Origin of the sequence: Halomonas sp. hl-4, from assembly GCF_900215475.1 — a bacterium.
GTDB lineage: Bacteria > Pseudomonadota > Gammaproteobacteria > Pseudomonadales > Halomonadaceae > Vreelandella.
Window position 1 is genome coordinate 3,596,113 of record NZ_LT907845.1, and the last position, 18,306, is coordinate 3,614,418.

Below are 18,306 nucleotides of genomic sequence, written 5' to 3' on the forward strand. Positions count from 1 at the left end.
TCATGGGGCCAACGCTTGATTTTCTTACCCTGTTGCCCTACATCGGTCAGTTGCTTAAAGGTATTACCACCACGGTCATTTTGACCGTGGTGACCACCTTAACCGGGCTAGCGCTGGCCGTGGCCGTGGCATATCTACGCGTGAATGCGCAGCCATGGGTACGCTGGGGGCTCGGCGGTTATGTAGAATTGACCCGCAATACACCCTTTATCGTGCAGCTGTTCTTTATCTTCTTTGGGCTACCAGGGCTCGGCATCAAAATTGATGCCATTACCGCGGCGTTTATCGCCATGACGCTTAACCTGGCCGCCTACAGTGCCGAAATTCTACGCGCTGGAATTAGTGCAACGGCGATAGGTCAGTTAGAGGCTGGCCGAGCGCTGGGCATGACCACGCTGCAAAGCTATCGCCATGTGGTGCTTGTGCCCGCCTTTGCGCGGGTTTATCCCGCACTGATCAGCCAATCAATTATCGTCATGCTGGGCTCGGCGGTGGTGTCACAGATTTCGGTATTTGACCTCACTTACGCGGCGAATTTTATTCAGTCGCGTAACTTCAGAAGCTTTGAAGTCTACCTGTTGATCACGCTGATCTATCTGCTTCTCGCCTTTGGCATGCGGCGCAGCTTTATGCTGGTGGGCAAGCGCGTATTCGCCTATCAGCAAGGAGAGCAACGATGATTGAGTTCACCTTCTGGGATATTTTGCGCAACCTGCTGCTGGCAACTCGCTGGACCATACTGTTGTCGCTGATTGCCTTTGTAGGCGGTGCCACGGTGGGCTTGCTGTTGACCTTCATGCGCCTCTCAAGCAAGCGCTGGTTGCAGCGTTTAACGTCACTCTATGTTGATCTTTTCCAGGGTACACCACTGCTGATGCAGCTGTTTTTGATCTTCTTTGGCGCTGCCGCCATGGGGCATCAGATTTCAGCATGGCTTGCGGCCTCCATTGCGCTTACGCTATTTACCAGCGCGTTTCTGTGCGACATCTGGCGTGGTTGTTTGGAAGCGGTCTCTAAAGGGCAGTGGCACGCGGCGCGGGTGCTGGGGATGAACTACTTCCAAACCATGCGACATGTCATTTTACCTCAGGCGCTACGCCTCTCGATTCCCCCTACGGTAGGCTTCTCGGTACAGGTCATTAAAGGCACGGCCCTGGCGTCGATCATTGGCTTTGTGGAGTTGACCAAGGCCGGCACCATGCTCAATAACGCTACCTTTGAACCTTTCACCATCTTTGCCCTTGTGGCTCTGCTTTACTTCGCGCTGTGCTACCCACTTTCCTGCTACGCGCGCTATCTGGAGAAAAAGCTCTATGACGCTGGTCTACGTTGATAACGTTCATAAAGCCTTTGGCGATTTGGAAGTACTGAAAGGCATTAATCTTTCGGTGGCGCAAGGCGAAGTGGTGGCGATTATTGGTCGCAGCGGTTCGGGTAAAAGTACCTTGCTGCGCTGCCTGAATCAGCTCGAAAAACACGATAGTGGCCAGATTACCATTGCCGATAAGCAGTTGGATGCGACGTCGATGTCGCCCAAAGAGCTAAGTGAAAATGTTGGCATGGTGTTTCAAAGCTTTAACCTGTTTCCCCATAAAACCGTGGGAGAAAACGTCTGTATAGCACCCATTGTGGTGCGTGGTGAGGAGCGGGCTGAGGTTGAGAAAATCGCCCATGAAGTGCTTGAGAAAGTCGGCCTGTCGGATAAGTATGATGCCTATCCGGCGCAGCTTTCCGGTGGGCAGCAGCAGCGGGTAGCCATCGCCCGGGCGCTCGCCATGCGCCCCAAAGTCATGCTCTGCGATGAAGTAACTTCGGCGCTTGATCCTGAGCTGGTAGGTGAAGTACTGCGCGTACTGGAAGCATTGGCCGCAGAAGGCATGACGCTGATTCTGGTCACCCACGAAATGAGCTTTGCCCGTGACGTGGCCGACCGCGTGGTGTTTATGCACCAGGGGCGCATCCATGAAGAGGGCGCCCCCAGCGAGCTGTTCGGCAATCCGCAAACGCCAGAGCTAAAGCAGTTTATTTCTGCAGTGCTCTAGCGTGTCGATAGCTCGCTATATAGACAAAAATAGAAGGGTGATGGCAGGCATCTATCCGGTCCACTGTGTCGCTTGAGCAAGAATAAGAAAACCTAACGCGATCAATATCCATACGCAAAAAAGTGGGAAGAAGAATTTGACCCACTTCTGCCACGGGACACCTGCCAGGGCCAGAGTTGCCATAAAGTAGCCCGAGGTTGGGTAGAGAATGTTGCCGATGCCGTCACCCAGCTGGAAAGCCAGCACTGACGTTTGGCGCGTTACGCCAATAATATCGGAGAGCGGTGCCATGAGCGGCATAGTGACGAGTGCTTGGCCGCTGCCGGAGGGGACAATAAAATTGAAGCCGAGCTGGGCGAAGAACATGCCAATAGCGGAAAGCAGGGTAGGCAGGCCGCCGACAAGATTGCCAAGCCCAAACACCAGGGTATCCATGATCTGGCCATCTTCCAGCATCACCGCCACGCCTCGGGCGACGCCCGCAATCATGGCGCCGACCAATACGTCGCGGAAGCCCTGGTTGAAGCCTGCACATATTTCGTCGGTGTCAAGGCCTGCAATAATTCCCACCGCAATGCCCATGATGATAAACAGGCCTGCCATCTCCATCATGAACCAGCCTTGCTGTAACACGCCATAGACGAGTACGGCGAAGAAGGCGAACGTTGCAATGGCTGCAAGTATCTGGCGAGTTGTTGCGATTAAAGCGGGGCTGTTGTCAGCGTGTTGGTACAGGCTACGTTTTTCGGATTCGCCAGAGTCTGTGCTCAGTAGGCTGAGTGAAGGCTCGTGGCGGACCATGCGCGCGTAGCGCATGACGAAGAACATGGCCGCAGCTAACATGGCAATAAACGCCATGATGCGTAGGCCATAACCAGAGTAGAGAGGTAAGTCAGAGAGTTGTTGCCCAAGCCCCGTGTTGATGGGGTTGAGTACCCCCGTAGTGAAGCCAACAGTGGTGGCGCAAAGTGCCACCGCCGCTGCAGTGACAGAATCAAAGCGTAAGGCAATCATCAGCGGCAGGATGACCGGCACGTAGACCAGCGCCAACTCTTGAGTACCGATGATGGTTGCTATGACAGCAAATACCGTCATCAATACCGGAATCGTAAGTAGGCTCTGCCGCGCAAAGCGACGCGTCAGCTTATCCACACCAATCTCAATAATGCCGGTACGCCTTAATACCATGAACATGCCGCCAATCATGAACGTAAAAAACACCACTTCGCCAGCGCTCATCAATCCATTGGGTATCGCCAGCATGAAGTCGACCAGGCCAACTGGGGTGGCGGCAACGTGTTCAAACGAGGTGGGATCGATAGTGGTACGTCCGTCTGGGCCAGGAACACGTTCGAACTGACCTGCAGGCACAAAATGAGTCGCTATCGCGGCCAATCCGATAAATACGAACAGAACCACGTAAATATCAGGGATCCGGCACCAGCTTTTTTTAGGCTTTGGACCATTAGAAGGATCCGGAGGTTGAGTGTGTTGGGACATGCTGTACCTCGCGTTATAGGACCGCCATTCAGGACGGCTATTGTTATAAATGTCTAATCTGAGTAACGCTATAGCCCATGGAAACAATGGGTAGAGGATAGCGAATGCTTACTGGGATATTGCTGCTGACCATGATTCGTTTGGCTTAAGCGATATGAAACGAAAGTTTCTATAGAAGTTACTATTGGGAGAAACGTTTCACAAGTATTCTGATGAAGATCCCTTTAATGTGTATGGCTAATCTTGTATACAAGATGCTTCTCTAATTTTTCATAAGTCATATGGGCTCAAATATGCCAGCTACCTACTACGCCCCCACCGGCGGGCATCCGCCGCAAACGCAGATAACCGCTGATCGTGCCGTCTTTACCGAGGCGTATGCGCTAATTCCTAAAGGGGTGATGCGCGATATCGTCACCAGCAATCTGCCGTTCTGGAAAGGCACCCGTTTATGGGTGCTGGCGCGGCCGCTGTCGGGCTTCGCCGAGACCTTCTCCCAATACATTATGGAACTGCAGCCGGATGGCGGCAGCGACAAGCCGGAACTGGATCCTCAGGCGGAAGGGGTGCTGTTTGTTGTCGAGGGTGAATTAACACTAACGCTGGCGGGCGAGCGTCACACCATGCTCCCCGGTGGCTATGCGTTTCTTCCCCCGGGGAGCCACTGGCAGGTTCGCAATGAATCTAGCGCACCGGTGCGTTTTCATTGGGTGCGCAAGGCCTATGAGTATGTCGAAGGGCTCGACGTACCCAAGGCGTTTGTTACCAACGAGCAGGACATTGCCCCCATCGAGATGCCGGGCACCGAAGGCCGCTGGGCGACCACGCGTTTTGTCGACCCGGCGGATGTTCGTCACGATATGCACGTCAATATCGTCACCTTCCAGCCGGGCGGTGTGATTCCGTTTGATGAAACTCATGTCATGGAGCACGGCCTTTACGTGCTGGAAGGCAAGGCGGTTTATCACCTGAATCAAAACTGGGTAGAAGTCGAGGCGGGGGACTTTATGTGGCTGCGTGCCTTCTGCCCCCAGGCCTGCTATGCCGCTGGCCCCGGGCCGTTCCGGTATTTGTTGTATAAAGATGTTAATCGCCATGCTTCTCTAAAACTGTCATCGCGTTAAGGAGCTGCAATGTTGAAGCTAAAAGCCGAGCCGCTAACGGCAGAGGCCTTTGCCCCTTTTGGCGATGTGATTGATGCGCGTACCTCCGCGTCGTTTCCCATTAATGCCGGGCGTACCCAGCGCCACCATGATTTGGCCAAGGTGGAAACCCTGGGCGAAAACGCTCGCACGCTGATCAATATCTTCGTCAGTCAGCCGGTTACGCTGCCGTTGGAGCTCACGTTTCTGGAGCGGCATCCGCAGGGCAGCCAAGCGTTTATGCCGCTGCATCAGGAGCGTTTTATTGTCGTGGTCGCCCCGCCGGGAGACGTTATTAACCTTGACGATGTACGCGCCTTTGTTACCGATGGACGCCAAGGGGTCAACTATCGCGCGGGCACTTGGCACGCCATTCAGTCGGTTCTGGAGCGAGAAGGCGAGTTTTTGGTGGTGGACCGGGGTGGCGACGGCAACAACTGCGACGAATATCCGTTGTCATTGCGAATTCACCTCGCCGATTAACGCGGGGTGTTGCATAGCGGTCATGTTTCGCGCGTTATACTGTTAGGCTAGTGATCATACACGTCAAGCGCCCGGGAGCTTTATGAACGCACTGCACCATTCCTTGATTCGCCGCACAAAAATTGTCGCCACCTTGGGGCCCGCTAGCGACCGCGAGGGTGTGCTAGACGCCATGCTTGCGGCGGGGGTCGATGTCGTACGGTTGAATTTCTCCCATGGCAGCGCCGACGATCACCGTCGTCGGCTTCAAGAAGTGCGTAAATCCGCCGCCAAGCTGGGAAGGAGCGTAGCAGTACTGGGTGATCTCCAAGGTCCGAAAATTCGCGTCGCCCGCTTTAAAGAGGGCGCGGTGATGCTGCAAGAAGGCCAGCCGTTTATTCTCGATATGGCGATGGACGGCGAGGCGGGCGATAGCGCTCAGGTGGGCTGCGATTACAAGACGCTTGCCGATGACGTCGCCGCCGGTGATCGGCTATTGCTTGATGATGGCCGTGTGGTGCTGGACGTCACCGGTGTCAAAGGGTCTCAGGTCCATACGGTGGTCGTGGTGGGCGGCAAACTGTCCAATAACAAAGGCATCAATAAGCAGGGCGGTGGGCTGTCGGCCCCGGCGCTTACCGAGAAAGACAAGCAAGACCTTAAAACCGCGGTTGAGATTGGTGTCGATTATCTGGCTATCTCTTTCCCCCGTCATGCTGAAGATATGCGCGAGGCACGCCGCCTGCTCGGTGAAAAGGGTGCCGAGATTGGCCTGGTGGCCAAAGTGGAGCGTGCCGAAGCGGTGGCCGATGACGCCACGCTTGACGGCATTATTGAAGCCTCGGAAGCGGTGATGGTCGCCCGCGGCGATCTGGGCGTTGAGATAGGCGACGCCCAACTGGTGGGTGTGCAAAAACGCATGATCAAGCGGGCGCGTACGCTCAACCGCGCGGTCATCACGGCTACGCAAATGATGGAAAGCATGATCTCGTCGCCACTGCCAACGCGTGCCGAGGTGTTCGACGTTGCCAACGCCGTGCTGGATGGCAGCGACGCGGTGATGCTCTCGGCGGAAACCGCCGCGGGGGATTATCCCGTCGAGACCGTCGACGCCATGGCACGCGTATGCCTGGGCGCCGAGCGCGAAAAGACTGCCCAGGAGTCGGGCCACCGTATCCACGAAGGCTTTACCCGTCCGGACGAAACCATTGCGCTTTCCGCGATGTATGCGGCGAACCATATGGAAGGCGTCACGGCCATCGCCTGCATGACCTCGTCGGGTTATACCCCGCTGATTGCCTCGCGCATACGTTCGGGGCTGCCGATTGTCGGCCTGGCGCACAACCCCATCGCTCAGCGGCGTATGGCGTTGTATCGCGGTGTGGTTTCGCTGCCGTTCGATACATCAGAGATGACGGCCACCGAACTTAACGACCGCGCCCTTGAGCTTTTGGTTAAGCAAGGCGTCGCCAAGCTCGGCGATTACGTGATACTAACCCGCGGCGATCACATGAATGCCCACGGTGGGACTAACACCATGAAAGTGATGGCCATCACCGAGCAGCATCTGCCTCCACAGGCGAGCTAAGCAATGCCTCGCTTGTGTCGGCGTGGCCTATGGATGGCGTGGCTGCTGATGGTCGCCATGCCCACCTCGGCGGGGACGGCGACGGTCGCGGCAGCCTCGGATTTGCAATTTGCGCTTAAGGAGGCCGCCGAACGCTTTGAGGATGCCACTGGGCACACGCTGCGGCTAAACTTTGGCTCTTCGGGCAATTTTCGTCGTCAAATTGCTCAGGGTGCTCCCTTCGAGCTGTTTCTCTCAGCCGATGAGCGCTACGTGGAGGCGCTGCATGGCGAGGGGCATACCCGTGGTGAGGGCGTGATTTACGCCATCGGACGGCTGGTTTGGCTGCAGCGGTCGGGACAGGCAGAGATGCCTGACGACGACGCGCCGCTGGCTGGGGTGGAGCAGGCCCTGGCGCACCACGCGAATGGCGAGCGGCCGCGTATTGCTATCGCCAACCCCGAGCACGCACCGTATGGCGTTGCCGCTAAGCAAGCGCTTACTCATGCAGGGCTTTGGGAGCAAACCGAACCGCTGCGAGTGCTCGGGGAGAATGTCTCCCAAGCAGCACAGTTTGCGCTCTCCGACGATGCCCAGGGCGGTCTGGTGGCCTATTCCCTGGCGCTGGCACCGCCGTTGGCTGAACGAAGTGAGTATGTACTCATCCCCGAAGGCTGGCATGAGCCGCTGCGCCAACGTATGGTCCTCACCCGCCAAGCGGGGGACGCCGCCCAGGCGTTTTATGCCTGGCTCCAGCAGGAAGAGGGGCGGGCGATCTTTCAACACTATGGGTTTAGTACAGACTGATGGATGGGTCGGCGCTTTCAGTGTCATTCCGCCTAGCGGCACTCACGTGTGTTTTTTTGCTTCCGTTAGGTATCTTTCTGGGCCGCTGGTTGGCCGGAGCCCGCTTTCGCGGTAAAGGGCTTTGCGAAGCGTTGGTGGCGCTGCCGCTGGTAATGCCGCCGACCGTATTGGGGTTTTATCTACTACAAAGCTTTGGCCGCGAGGCGCCGGTCGGTCAGCTGTGGATGGCGCTCACCGGCGGTGGGCTCAACTTTACCTTCAGCGGTATTTTGCTGGCCTCACTGGTCGCCAATCTGCCCTTTGCCGTCCAGCCGATTCAGCGTGCCTTTGAAAACGTGCCTCACAACCTGCGCGAGGCGGCGTGGTGCAGCGGGCTAAGCCCGTGGCAAACGCTGCTACGCATTGAGTTGCCGCTGGTATGGCCGGGGGTTCTCTCCGCCACCGCGCTGACTTTTGCGCATACGTTGGGCGAATTTGGCGTCATTCTGATGGTCGGTGGGGCGATCGACGGCGAAACCCGTACGCTGGCGATTGCCATTTACGACCGAGTGCAGGCCTTTGACGAGCAGGGGGCCGCCCTGATGGCGGCGCTGTTGCTAGTGGTGTCGTTCACCACCCTAGGCGTGGTGTACGGCCTGGCAGGCCGTCGGAGGTGGGCACGTGGCTAAGCTCTCCGTTAACGTAAAGCAAACCGGCCCGATTCCGCTGAATGCTGAATTTAATTGCATGCCAGGCGAACTGCTGGCGCTGGTGGGGCCTTCGGGGAGTGGTAAAACAACCCTGTTACGGACCATCGCCGGGCTGTATCGCCCGGATGAGGGGCACATTGAGTGCGCAGGGCAAACATGGTTTGACTCGCGAGGTAAGCGCTCGCTATCGCCCCAGAGGCGCAGGGTGGGCATGGTATTTCAAGACTATGCACTATTTCCCCACCTAACCGCCCTGGCTAATATTGCGCTGGCGCTGCGTCATTTGCCGCCTGCCAGTCGACGCGTGCAGGCTGAGCAATGGCTTGAAACGGTGCGCCTGAAAGGCCTGGAAAATCGCTACCCAAGCGAGCTCTCTGGCGGTCAGCGTCAACGTGTGGCCCTGGCCCGTGCGCTGGCTCGCGGCCCACAGGTGCTGCTGCTTGATGAACCGTTTTCGGCGGTGGACCAGGTGACGAGGCGGCGCCTTCAGCGCGAGCTGGCCAGGCTTCGCCAGCAAATTTCCATACCCATTGTGCTGGTCACCCACGACCTTGAAGAAGCCGCCGCGCTGGCGGATCAAATATGCGTGCTGCATAACGGTCACAGTTTGCAGCAAGCCCCGCCTGAATCCCTGTTTAGAATGCCTGCCTCGCCGAATGTCGCACGGTTGTTGGATCGGCAGAACGTCTTTGAAGGCCAGGTGGTGGAGGTGGGAGGAGAGCGTCGTTTACGTTGGGGAAATGATCAACTGGACGTTGCCTCAGGGCTTGAGGGGCTTGACATCGATGAGCGAGTGGCCTGGTACCTGCCACCTTCGGATATCGTTCTCCATCGTCGCGACCGCCCTTCGCTTGGCGAGCGAGAGAACCCCATTGCCGCCACGGTCGATGAGCTAGTCGTGCTGGGCGGCATAACGTCGGTGGCATTGCGCGTTCAACACGGCGATATGCTACGTTTCGATATTGCTACCCACGCGGCACGGCGTAACCAATTAACCCCCGGCGCAACAGTGCATGTATCGCTGTTGGCAGAGGGCATTCATCTGATGCCAGGACACGGCGTTGATAGCGCCCGATGAGAAAAGGAAAACACCATGACCATGAACCGTCGGTCGCTGCTGAAAGCGTCGCTTATATTGCCGTTGTCACTGTGGTTACCTGGGACCTCATTATGGGCGCAAGCGACGCCAGACGATGCGGAAACCCTGTCATTGGCGATTCATACCGAGAAAGGCCCACATCGCTTGGACGTCGAACTGGCTGATACCTTGCCGAAACGTCAGCGTGGGTTGATGCAACGCGAACATCTCCCCGAAAAACGCGGCATGCTGTTTGTCTTTGAAAGAGAACGGCCAGCCGACAGCGGATTCTGGATGTACCGCACGCTGATTCCGCTGGACATCGCCTTTATCGACGACGCAGGGCGCATTGTGGCGATTGAAACGATGCAGCCCTGCGAGTCATCGTCGCCGAGTAACTGCCGCTCCTATGCCCCTGGTGCTGCCTATCATGCGGCACTGGAAGTTAATGCAGGCTATTTTGCTGAACGTGGGATTGGCGAAGGTGACTGCGTATCGGTACCCGCCTTGAGCGGTTTTTGCCAGCCGGAAGATTAAGCGGGGCGAGGGCGAGGACTGATATTAAGCACAATCAGGGCGATGCCCGCGATCACCAGCCCGCCGCCCACCAGTTTATGCACGCCCAGACTGTCGCCCATCAGCAGTGCTCCCAGGCCGACCGCCAATACCGGAACGAGCAGCGTCATGGGGACGACGCGATTGACCGGGTGGCGGCGTAACAGCGCGTACCAGATCCCGTAGGCAACGATTGATGACATCACGGCGGTGTAGATCATCGCCCCCCAGCCTAACCAGCTTGCCTGCTTTAGTGCTTGCCACTGTCCACTTTCAAACAGCCATGATCCCAGTGCTACCTGGGGCACCGCAAACAGCGCGACCCAGCCCGCCAACGCCAGCGGCGCAATAGGTGGGCCGCGTTTGATTAACAGTTGGGATACCGCCCAGCCCATGGCGCTGCACAACAGAATAGTCAGCGGAAGTGGTGCCGGTAAGGTGGGGCCACCTGCTAGCACAATGATGCCCGCAAATGAAAGCAGAAGCCCCATAATACGTTTTGGCCCCAGCTTTTCGTTGAGAAATATCACGGCCAATAGCGTGGCAAAGGGCGTCCCCATCTGCACTAAAAGCGCTCCAGTGCCTGCTTCTGCCTGCCCTAGACCAATGAATAACAGGGCAAAGTGCAGGCTGCCGAATGTTATCGACAACAGCATCAGAAAGGGTAGCTGCGCCCGGGCCACGGGGTAAAAGGGCACCAGCAACGCGGCGACCAGCATAAAGCGCAGCGTGGTCATCAGCAGCGGTGGAAGCTCTGTTACGCCGACTTTGATGACAATGATGTTCAACGCCCAGATAGCGATAACAAATAGGCCGAGCAGCAAGTCGCGTAGAGGCACGTTGATGTCCGTAGGTAGATCGAAATTATTGCTATTGTATCAGCTTGGCTAAGTGCCAGACTGATAAGACAATAAGTGTCCGCGTTCCCGTCTCTGATAGGTGCACGATGCCGACCTTCGGCGTCTTCCTTTTGGTAGTGGAGCGCTTACAATGACATGGGGCACTAACCACGGCGTTGCGCCGTTGGATACACCACCATAAAAATCGATAAAAAAGGATCTGTTATGACGCTGACACGCTCAATGGCTTTTATGTCTACCGGCTTGGCCGGTGTAATGTTGCTGTCTTTCTCCCTCTCCGCGCAGGCCCGCGAACTGTCTGTGTCGACAGTGCTGCCCGACGCCTTTCCCTGGGGGCAAGCGGCTGAAAAATGGGCGGATCTGGTCGAGGAACGTAGCGACGGTGAGCTAACTCTTCGGGTGTATCCCAACTCTCAGTTGGTATCGGGTGACCAGACCCGCGAGTTTTCGGCCATGCGCTCGGGGCTGATCGACGCGGCGGTAGGTTCGACCATCAACTGGTCGCCGCAGGTACCCGAGCTCAATCTCTTCTCGCTGCCGTTTTTCATTCCCGACGAAGCCGCGGTGGATGCGGTGACCGGTGGCGACGCTGGGGAAATGGTATTCGAGGCAATTGAGTCTCGCGGTGTGATTCCGTTGGCGTGGGGTGAGAATGGCTTCCGCCAGGTGTCGAATTCGAAAGGCCCGATTAGCGAGCCTGGGGACTTGGACGGTCTGAAAATCCGCGTAGTCGGCTCGCCGTTGTTCCAGGATACGTTCTCGGCCCTCGATGCCGACCCCACGCAAATGAGCTGGACCGATGCCCAGCCAGCGCTGACCACCGGCGCAGTGGATGGTCAGGAAAATCCGCTATCGGTATTTGACGTGGCGCGTATTGATCAAGTCGGCCAGGAGCACTTAACGCTGTGGAATTACATGAACGACCCGCTGATTTTCGCCGTTAACCAACAGGTCTGGGAGTCGCTCAGCGAAGATCAACGCACGCTGCTACGCGAGACCGCCAAGGAGGCGGGAGAGTGGGAAATCGCCATGACCCGTGAAGAAGAAAGCGAGCGGCTCGCGGCTATCAAAGAGCGTGGTGTCACGGTCACCGAATTGAGCGATGAGCAGTATCAGGCGTTTGTAGATGCCACTCAGTCGGTCTACGAAAAGTGGACGCCGCGTATTGGCGAAGAGTTGGTAGACGCGGTGCAATCAGCCATTGACGAGCGCTAATCCAATATAACCAACGTTATTTATCTATACGATCACCGCCCTAGGGGGTGGTGACGCTTGTGAGGCTGTTTCATGAAAGGCATTCCGGACGCGCGGCCCGAGCGTTGGCTGGGCGCGCTGGCATTGATTGTTATCTCACTGATTAGCCTGGGTAACGTGGTCACGCGTTACCTGACGGGGGGCTCTTTTTCGTTCACTGAAGAGTTGTCGGTGTTTCTACTGGTGGTGCTAACTTTCGCGGGTGCCTCGGTAGCGCTGCGTCGTCAGCGGCATATTCGCATCAGTTTTTTAGAGCGTTTATTGCCACCTCGTATGCGTAGGTTGCTAATCCTTTTCCAGGCGCTTTGTACGCTGGTGGTGCTGGGGTTAATTAGCGGCTTTGGCGGTCTGATGGTTTGGCAGGAATACCAGTGGGAGTCACTGTCGCCCGGCCTTGGCGTGCCGCAGTGGTGGTATCTGGTTTGGCTGCCCATCCTGACGCTGGCGATGGTGTGGCGTCTCTTCCAGCAAACCCGTGACCGTTTGGCCGGGAGGGAAAGCGATGACGCCTGATGTATGGATGATTCTGGCCTTCGCCGGCTTGCTGATTGCGGGAGTGCCGGTGGCGTTTTCGCTGGCGCTCTCGGGAGCGGTGGGTATTGTTCTTGGTCTCTCCCCGGAAATGTTGGCGACGCTGGGGACCAATACCTACAACAGCATTGCCAAGTATCCGCTGATTGCGATTCCGCTGTTTATCTTGACCGGACTGATTTTCGAGCGTGCCGGTGTGGCGCTGCGTCTGGTGCGTTTTGCCCAGGCCTTGATTGGCCCGCGCCATGGCGGTCTGGCGCTGGTAGCGGTGCTGGTGTGCATGATTATGGGTGGTATGAGCGGGTCAGGCCCTGCCGATGCGGCGGCGGTGGCGATGGTAATGCTGCCGAGCATGACCAAGGCCGGCTACCCCAAGCCATTTTCGGCCACGCTGATTGCGGCGTCGGCTTCCACCGCCATTCTTATTCCGCCTTCTGTGGCGCTGATTCTCTACTCCATCGTGGTGCCGGGTGTCGATCTGCGCGCCTTGTTCGCGGCTGGCTTGTTCCCAGGCATATTAGCGGGTTTGTCGCTTTTGGTGCCGGCGCTGCTGGTGTCCAAGCGCTACGGTTGGGAAGGCGGTACACCGGTGGAAGGCGCCGAACGACTGAGTGTGAAAACAACGTTCAAACAGGCACTGCCAGCGCTATTCGCCCCGGTACTGATACTCGGCGGATTACGCTCGGGGCTGTTTACGCCTACAGAGGCCGCGGTAGTGGCGGTTGCCTACGGGGCTGCCGTTGGGCTTTTTCTGACCCGTGAGCTCTCCTGGCGGGATTTGTGGGAGCTATTTGGTGAAGCGGCGATTATTTCCGGCGTGGTCATGCTGATTATTGCCCTGGCGGGTATTTTTGCCTGGGCGGGGACGATGCTGGGTACTTTCCGCCACTTGGCAGAGTGGATTATCGGTTTGACCGATAACGGTGTGTTGCTATTGATCCTGATCATGCTGGCAGTGCTAGTAGCGGGAATGCTGCTGGATGCGATCTCGATCTATCTGATCATGATGCCGATTTTGATTCCGGTCATGCAGCACTTCGAATGGAACCCCGTCTGGTTTGGCATTCTGCTCGCCATGAATATCGCCATCGGGCAGTTTACGCCACCGGTCGCGGTGAATTTAATGGTCACCACGGAGGTGGCAAAAATCCGCCTTGAGCATACGCTCGGCTGGGCGTTGCTGTTTGTGCTTGCCATGAGTTGCGCACTGGCATTGGTGGCGATATTTCCCGGTATCGCGCTCTGGTTGCCGCGTGTTTTAGGCTATAACGTTGGCTAATGCCGTTTGCCCTATGCAAAAGCGGTATGACGGTTAACGCTCCCTAAACGGTGGATGTCGCTACACTGAATGGCATACGTTGAGAAACGATGTTTGCCGATTAACAATATTGCGCTTCGCCAATTACGTTTTTTTTCGCTAAAGTAGACAAAGCCGACAGACATTGTCGATGCTGATAACAGATTGTCTTGACAACGTTTTGGATCAATCCGCCTGGGGAACATCAAGCAGGCGGACCAAACGCACAACGCTCATAACATCAAGATAAAGAGGTGTGTTTATGAAACGCCATGCATTTTCTACCGCTGCTTTCTCCGGTGCGCTACTTGCTGCCGCTGCCTTTGCATCACCCGCAATGGCCGAAGAAGAAGACGGTGAAAACTACATTACCATTGGTACCGGTGGCCAGACCGGCGTTTACTACGTCGTTGGCCAGTCCGTATGCCGACTGGTAAACCGCGGCAGCGACGATCACGATATTCGCTGTAATGCGCCGTCAACCGGTGGCTCTGTTGCCAATATTAACGGCATTAAGTCTGGCGAACTGGATATGGGCGTTGCCCAGTCTGATGTTCAGTACCAAGCGTATAATGGCGAAGGTAACTTCGAAGACGAAGCTTTCGAGGATCTGCGTGCGGTATTCCGCATCCATGGTGAGCCGCTGACGCTGCTGGCTCGTGAAGACTCTGGTATCGAAACGCTGGATGACCTGGAAGGCAAGCGCGTTAATATCGGCAACCCGGGTTCTGGTCAGCGCAACACCATGGAAGTGGTGATGGACGCGAAAGGCTGGGACGAAGATAGCTTCTCGATGGTTTCTGAGCTGGATGCCTCTGAGCAGGCTGCGGCCCTGGCCGATAATAACATCGATGCCATGGTCTACGTAGTCGGTCACCCGAACGGCTCCATCCAGGAAGCCACTACTACCGTGGATTCGCGCTTGATTCCGCTGGACGATGAAGATGTTCAAGGCATCGTTGACGAGTATCCCTACTATACAAACTCGACTATCCCAGGCGGTCTGTACAAAAACAATCCTGACGACGTAGAGACGTTCGGCGTGTCGGCGACCTTTGTCTCCTCCGCTGAGGTAGATGAAGACGTGGTCTATGAAACCGTTAAGGCTGTATTTGACGACTTTGACCGCTTCAAGCGTCTACACCCTGCGTTTGAAAATCTGGATCAAGAAGAAATGGTGTCAGAAGGCCTCTCAGCACCGCTTCACGATGGTGCTAAGAAGTACTACGTAGAGCAGGGTTGGATCGAAGAATAAGGTAATCGGTTCAATGGTGATAATCATCCATTGAAAGATGCGCGCGGTCTCTCTTGGGACCGCGCGCTGTGTTTGGGATGCCACTAGGCATCAAGTTGGCATTCCACAGTGCCATCCATATTTCTGCAGGGCATGCTTATGACAGTGGACAACACTAAGGCCAGCGGGTCGAATGTTGATCTTGACGACCTTGTCGCCTCTACCGACTCCGGAGCGCGTAAACCAGCGGGCGTTCCAGGTAAGTTGTTGGTCAGTATTGCGGCGGCTTGGTCACTCTTTCAGCTATGGATCGCTTCGCCCCTGCCATATGTAGTGGGTTTTGGCGTATTTAATGCGACCCAGGCCCGTTCGATTCATTTAGCCTTTGCGCTGTTTTTGGCCTACATGGCGTACCCAGCGCTTAAGCATTCGCCTCGCGATCGTATCCCGGTATTGGATTGGGTCCTGGCGGCCGTCGCCGCGTTTTGCGGTGCTTATATGTTCATCTTTTACGAGGGCTTGTCGGATCGCCCCGGATCACCGCTGCTGATCGACGTTGTTGTCGGTATCGCGGGAATTGTATTGCTGCTGGAGGCCACACGGCGTGCACTTGGGCCGCCGTTGATGATCGTGGCAAGTGTGTTTTTAGTGTATTCCTTGGCGGGACCATGGATGCCGGGCATATTAGCCCACGGCGGAGTAAGTTTTAACGGGCTGGTCAATCATCAGTGGCTAACCACCCAGGGCGTATTCGGTATTGCGCTAGGGGTTTCTACCAGCTTTGTGTTTCTGTTTGTTTTGTTTGGCGCGCTGTTGGATAAAGCAGGCGCGGGAAACTATTTCATTAAAGTCGCATTTTCGATGCTGGGACATTACCGCGGTGGCCCTGCCAAGGCAGCAGTGGTGGCGTCGGGCATGACCGGTTTGATTTCGGGTTCTTCGATTGCCAATACGGTGACCACGGGCACCTTTACTATCCCGATGATGAAGCGCGTCGGTTTTTCATCCGAAAAAGCCGGTGCGGTAGAGGTGGCGGCTTCGGTCAATGGGCAAATTATGCCGCCGGTGATGGGGGCCGCCGCGTTTTTGATGGTCGAGTACGTGGGTATTTCTTACGTCGAGGTTATCAAGCACGCGTTCCTACCGGCAGTGATTTCCTACATCGCACTGATATATATCGTTCACCTTGAGGCCATGAAGGCCAATATGCAGGGGCTTCAAAGCAGCAACCCGCCTAAGCCGTTAGTGCGCAAGCTGGTTGGCTTTTTAAGCGGTTTGTTGCTGATGATGGTCACCGCACTGGTGGTGTATTACGGCCTTGGCTGGATGCAGCCAGCGCTGGGCGTGGCTGCACCTTGGGTGATTGGTGCCGGGCTGGTGGCGGTTTATGTGGGGCTTCTGAAGGTGGCTTCTGGTTATCCCGAGCTTGAATTGGATGACCCCAACGAGCCGGTGGTGACACTGCCGCAAACCCGGCCCACAGTGATGGTCGGCCTGCAGTATATCCTTCCCGTTATCGTGCTGGTGTGGTGCCTGATGGTTGAGCGCTTATCGCCTGGGTTGTCAGCGTTTTGGGCGACAGTGTTCATGATCTTTATCATGCTCACCCAACGCCCGATCACGGCGCTCTTCCGCGGTCGAAGTAACCTATCGGCTGACCTACGCGAAGGTGCTATGGACCTGTGGGACGGGCTGGTCACCGGTGCCCGAAACATGATCGGCATCGGCATCGCGACGGCAACGGCGGGTATTATTGTGGGCGCGGTTTCCCAGACAGGTGTTGGCCTGGTATTGGCGGAAGTAGTGGAAACCCTGGCGATGGGAAATCTGCTACTAATTTTGCTGTTTACCGCCATTCTCAGCCTGATTCTGGGTATGGGGCTTCCGACCACTGCCAACTACATCGTGGTTTCTGCTCTGCTGGCGCCGGTGATCATTCAGCTCGGCGAGCAAAACGGGCTGCTGGTGCCGCTAATTGCCGTGCACCTGTTTGTGTTTTACTTCGGTATTATGGCTGACGTGACCCCACCTGTGGGGCTGGCTTCGTTTGCAGCGGCGGCGATTTCAGGGGGCGACCCTATCCGCACCGGTTTTCAGGCGTTTTATTACAGCCTGCGTACTGCCGCGCTGCCGTTTTTGTTCATCTTTAACACCGACCTGCTGCTGATTGACGTCACCCCGCTGCAGGGGGTGTTGATCTTTATCGTCGCTACCGTGGCAATGCTTATTTTTGCCGCCGCCACCCAAGGGTATATGCTCACCCGTAACCGCTGGTATGAGTCGATTCTGTTGCTGGTGGTAGCTTTTGCGCTGTTCCGCCCCGGCTTCTTTATGGACATGATTCACGATCCCTACCGTTCCACGCAGCCTGCGGAGTTCGCGGACACATTGGGCGAGATGGATGAAGACTCTTCACTACGGGTGCAAATCAGCGGCTTGGATGATTATGGTGACCCTATGACGACCTATATTCGAGTACCAGTACCCGAAGGCGATAGCGGTCAAGAGCGGTTGGATAATCTCGGTCTGATGCTGATGACCGAAGACGATGAAACCATTGTTGATACCGTGACCTACGGTAGTGACGCGGCAGATTTAGGCTTTGATTTTGACCAGGAAATCGTGGAAGTCCTGGCCCCTGTCGATCGCTGGACGAAGGAGTGGATTTGGATACCGGCACTTGGCGTATTCGGCCTTATTGTCATGCTGCAGCGCCGTCGACGGGACGCCGATGGGCGTAATATCAAGGCCAATACTGTTTAAAGGGGGCTGCCATGTACCACAAAATCTTATTGCCCGTTGATCTCAACGAAGAGAGTTCATGGACAAAAGCGCTACCCACGGCCATCACGCTGTGTCAGACGTTTGATGCCTCGCTGCATGTGGTGACGGTGCTGCCGGAATTTAAGATGCCCATGGTGGGTGCTTACTTTCCGAAAGACTTCTCTAAAAAGGCACACGAGGCTGTTAAGGAAGCCCAGCACACCTTTATTCAACAACACGTACCGGAGACAATTAACACCCAGAGCGTGATTGTCGACGGCTCGCCGTGGGAGGCGATCATCAAAGTCGGAAAACAGCTGGATATCGACCTGATCGTTATGGCCTCTCATACTAAGCGTAAGTTTGTTGATTACGTGTTGGGGCCTAATGCCGAGCATGTGGTACACCACGCCAAAATGTCGGTCATGATTGTTCGCTAACGCGATGACCGTGAAACGCAAAGCTCCAAGCCTGGCTTGGAGCTTTTTTATTTTTCAAGCGTTGGTTGGGTTTGCTGAGTAACCC

The 18,306-nt window shown here is 56.2% G+C and carries 18 protein-coding genes; 16 read left to right on the forward strand and 2 right to left on the reverse strand.

Annotated elements, in window-relative coordinates:
• Positions 1–2: 2 nt before the first annotated feature.
• The 3 genes from CPH17_RS16895 to CPH17_RS16905 are packed head-to-tail and all read left to right on the forward strand — an operon-like array spanning position 3 to position 2,042.
• Positions 3–680, forward strand: coding sequence for an amino acid ABC transporter permease (locus tag CPH17_RS16895; RefSeq protein WP_074395381.1), 678 nt, complete (start codon positions 3–5; stop codon positions 678–680).
• A complete protein-coding gene (locus CPH17_RS16900; protein WP_096300446.1) occupies positions 677–1,333 on the forward strand; it encodes an amino acid ABC transporter permease in 657 nt (218 codons plus the stop codon). The genes CPH17_RS16895 and CPH17_RS16900 overlap by 4 nt, the downstream gene beginning before the upstream one ends.
• On the forward strand, positions 1,314–2,042 hold the full coding sequence (locus CPH17_RS16905) for an amino acid ABC transporter ATP-binding protein (protein ID WP_074395383.1): 729 nt from the start codon (positions 1,314–1,316) through the stop codon (positions 2,040–2,042). The genes CPH17_RS16900 and CPH17_RS16905 overlap by 20 nt, the downstream gene beginning before the upstream one ends.
• 51 nt (positions 2,043–2,093) lie before the next feature.
• Here the strand turns inward: CPH17_RS16905 and CPH17_RS16910 are convergent, their stop codons facing one another.
• Positions 2,094–3,542 carry a YfcC family protein gene (locus tag CPH17_RS16910; protein WP_074395384.1) on the reverse strand — a complete coding sequence of 483 codons (1,449 nt, stop codon included), beginning with the start codon at positions 3,540–3,542 and terminating at the stop codon, positions 2,094–2,096.
• Between the two features lie 293 nt (positions 3,543–3,835).
• Here CPH17_RS16910 and CPH17_RS16915 point away from each other — a divergent pair, with 293 nt between their 5' ends.
• The 7 genes from CPH17_RS16915 to CPH17_RS16945 all read left to right on the forward strand — a co-directional run bounded on the left by CPH17_RS16915 (position 3,836) and on the right by CPH17_RS16945 (position 9,824).
• Entirely contained in the window at positions 3,836–4,666 is an 831-nt protein-coding gene (locus tag CPH17_RS16915; protein ID WP_096300448.1) for a bifunctional allantoicase/(S)-ureidoglycine aminohydrolase, read from the forward strand.
• 9 nt (positions 4,667–4,675) lie between these two features.
• Positions 4,676–5,167 carry an ureidoglycolate lyase gene (locus tag CPH17_RS16920; protein ID WP_074395385.1) on the forward strand — a complete coding sequence of 164 codons (492 nt, stop codon included), beginning with the start codon at positions 4,676–4,678 and terminating at the stop codon, positions 5,165–5,167.
• A gap of 82 nt (positions 5,168–5,249) precedes the next feature.
• Entirely contained in the window at positions 5,250–6,734 is a 1,485-nt protein-coding gene (pyk, locus tag CPH17_RS16925; protein ID WP_096300450.1) for a pyruvate kinase, read from the forward strand.
• A 3-nt stretch (positions 6,735–6,737) separates the two neighbouring features.
• Positions 6,738–7,520, forward strand: coding sequence for a molybdate ABC transporter substrate-binding protein (modA, locus tag CPH17_RS16930; RefSeq protein WP_096300452.1), 783 nt, complete (start codon positions 6,738–6,740; stop codon positions 7,518–7,520).
• 56 nt (positions 7,521–7,576) lie between these two features.
• On the forward strand, positions 7,577–8,188 hold the full coding sequence (modB, locus tag CPH17_RS16935) for a molybdate ABC transporter permease subunit (protein WP_231896506.1): 612 nt from the start codon (positions 7,577–7,579) through the stop codon (positions 8,186–8,188).
• Positions 8,181–9,287: an ABC transporter ATP-binding protein gene (locus tag CPH17_RS16940; RefSeq protein ID WP_096300454.1), complete on the forward strand. Its 1,107-nt coding sequence runs from the start codon at positions 8,181–8,183 to the stop codon at positions 9,285–9,287. The genes modB and CPH17_RS16940 overlap by 8 nt, the downstream gene beginning before the upstream one ends.
• A gap of 15 nt (positions 9,288–9,302) precedes the next feature.
• Entirely contained in the window at positions 9,303–9,824 is a 522-nt protein-coding gene (locus CPH17_RS16945; RefSeq protein ID WP_096300456.1) for a DUF192 domain-containing protein, read from the forward strand.
• Here CPH17_RS16945 and CPH17_RS16950 read toward each other — a convergent pair.
• Complete coding sequence (locus CPH17_RS16950; RefSeq protein ID WP_096300459.1) at positions 9,821–10,681, reverse strand: DMT family transporter; 861 nt, start codon at positions 10,679–10,681, stop codon at positions 9,821–9,823. The two genes, CPH17_RS16945 and CPH17_RS16950, sit on opposite strands and share 4 nt — an antisense overlap.
• Positions 10,682–10,906: 225 nt before the next feature.
• On the opposite strand from CPH17_RS16950, the gene CPH17_RS16955 reads away from it, so the two are divergent.
• The 6 genes from CPH17_RS16955 (at position 10,907) to CPH17_RS16980 (ending at position 18,221) form a co-directional block, all read left to right on the forward strand.
• Positions 10,907–11,917, forward strand: coding sequence for a DctP family TRAP transporter solute-binding subunit (locus CPH17_RS16955; RefSeq protein WP_096300461.1), 1,011 nt, complete (start codon positions 10,907–10,909; stop codon positions 11,915–11,917).
• Positions 11,918–11,989: 72 nt separating this feature from the next.
• The gene (locus CPH17_RS16960) at positions 11,990–12,469 is read left to right on the forward strand and encodes a TRAP transporter small permease (protein WP_096300463.1); all 480 of its coding nucleotides are present in this window, start codon (positions 11,990–11,992) and stop codon (positions 12,467–12,469) included.
• Complete coding sequence (locus tag CPH17_RS16965; RefSeq protein WP_096300465.1) at positions 12,459–13,766, forward strand: TRAP transporter large permease; 1,308 nt, start codon at positions 12,459–12,461, stop codon at positions 13,764–13,766. Before CPH17_RS16960 ends, CPH17_RS16965 begins: the two co-directional genes overlap by 11 nt.
• 280 nt (positions 13,767–14,046) lie before the next feature.
• Complete coding sequence (locus CPH17_RS16970; protein ID WP_074395395.1) at positions 14,047–15,039, forward strand: TAXI family TRAP transporter solute-binding subunit; 993 nt, start codon at positions 14,047–14,049, stop codon at positions 15,037–15,039.
• Positions 15,040–15,177: 138 nt separating this feature from the next.
• Positions 15,178–17,781, forward strand: a complete 2,604-nt coding sequence (locus CPH17_RS16975) for a TRAP transporter permease (protein WP_074395396.1) — start codon at positions 15,178–15,180, stop codon at positions 17,779–17,781.
• Positions 17,782–17,792: 11 nt separating this feature from the next.
• Positions 17,793–18,221: a universal stress protein gene (locus tag CPH17_RS16980; RefSeq protein ID WP_074395397.1), complete on the forward strand. Its 429-nt coding sequence runs from the start codon at positions 17,793–17,795 to the stop codon at positions 18,219–18,221.
• Positions 18,222–18,306: the final 85 nt, after the last annotated feature.

Excerpts from the sequence above, each read along its gene's own strand:
- CPH17_RS16895 (WP_074395381.1), top strand. The coding sequence starts at position 3 with ATGGGGCCAACGCTTGATTTTCTTACCCTGTTGCCCTACATCGGTCAG.
- CPH17_RS16900 (WP_096300446.1), top strand. The coding sequence starts at position 677 with ATGATTGAGTTCACCTTCTGGGATATTTTGCGCAACCTGCTGCTGGCA.
- CPH17_RS16905 (WP_074395383.1), top strand. The coding sequence starts at position 1,314 with ATGACGCTGGTCTACGTTGATAACGTTCATAAAGCCTTTGGCGATTTG.
- CPH17_RS16910 (WP_074395384.1), bottom strand. The coding sequence starts at position 3,542 with ATGTCCCAACACACTCAACCTCCGGATCCTTCTAATGGTCCAAAGCCT.
- CPH17_RS16915 (WP_096300448.1), top strand. The coding sequence starts at position 3,836 with ATGCCAGCTACCTACTACGCCCCCACCGGCGGGCATCCGCCGCAAACG.
- CPH17_RS16920 (WP_074395385.1), top strand. The coding sequence starts at position 4,676 with ATGTTGAAGCTAAAAGCCGAGCCGCTAACGGCAGAGGCCTTTGCCCCT.
- pyk (WP_096300450.1), top strand. The coding sequence starts at position 5,250 with ATGAACGCACTGCACCATTCCTTGATTCGCCGCACAAAAATTGTCGCC.
- modA (WP_096300452.1), top strand. The coding sequence starts at position 6,738 with ATGCCTCGCTTGTGTCGGCGTGGCCTATGGATGGCGTGGCTGCTGATG.
- CPH17_RS16945 (WP_096300456.1), top strand. The coding sequence starts at position 9,303 with ATGACCATGAACCGTCGGTCGCTGCTGAAAGCGTCGCTTATATTGCCG.
- CPH17_RS16955 (WP_096300461.1), top strand. The coding sequence starts at position 10,907 with ATGACGCTGACACGCTCAATGGCTTTTATGTCTACCGGCTTGGCCGGT.
- CPH17_RS16960 (WP_096300463.1), top strand. The coding sequence starts at position 11,990 with ATGAAAGGCATTCCGGACGCGCGGCCCGAGCGTTGGCTGGGCGCGCTG.
- CPH17_RS16965 (WP_096300465.1), top strand. The coding sequence starts at position 12,459 with ATGACGCCTGATGTATGGATGATTCTGGCCTTCGCCGGCTTGCTGATT.
- CPH17_RS16970 (WP_074395395.1), top strand. The coding sequence starts at position 14,047 with ATGAAACGCCATGCATTTTCTACCGCTGCTTTCTCCGGTGCGCTACTT.
- CPH17_RS16975 (WP_074395396.1), top strand. The coding sequence starts at position 15,178 with ATGACAGTGGACAACACTAAGGCCAGCGGGTCGAATGTTGATCTTGAC.
- CPH17_RS16980 (WP_074395397.1), top strand. The coding sequence starts at position 17,793 with ATGTACCACAAAATCTTATTGCCCGTTGATCTCAACGAAGAGAGTTCA.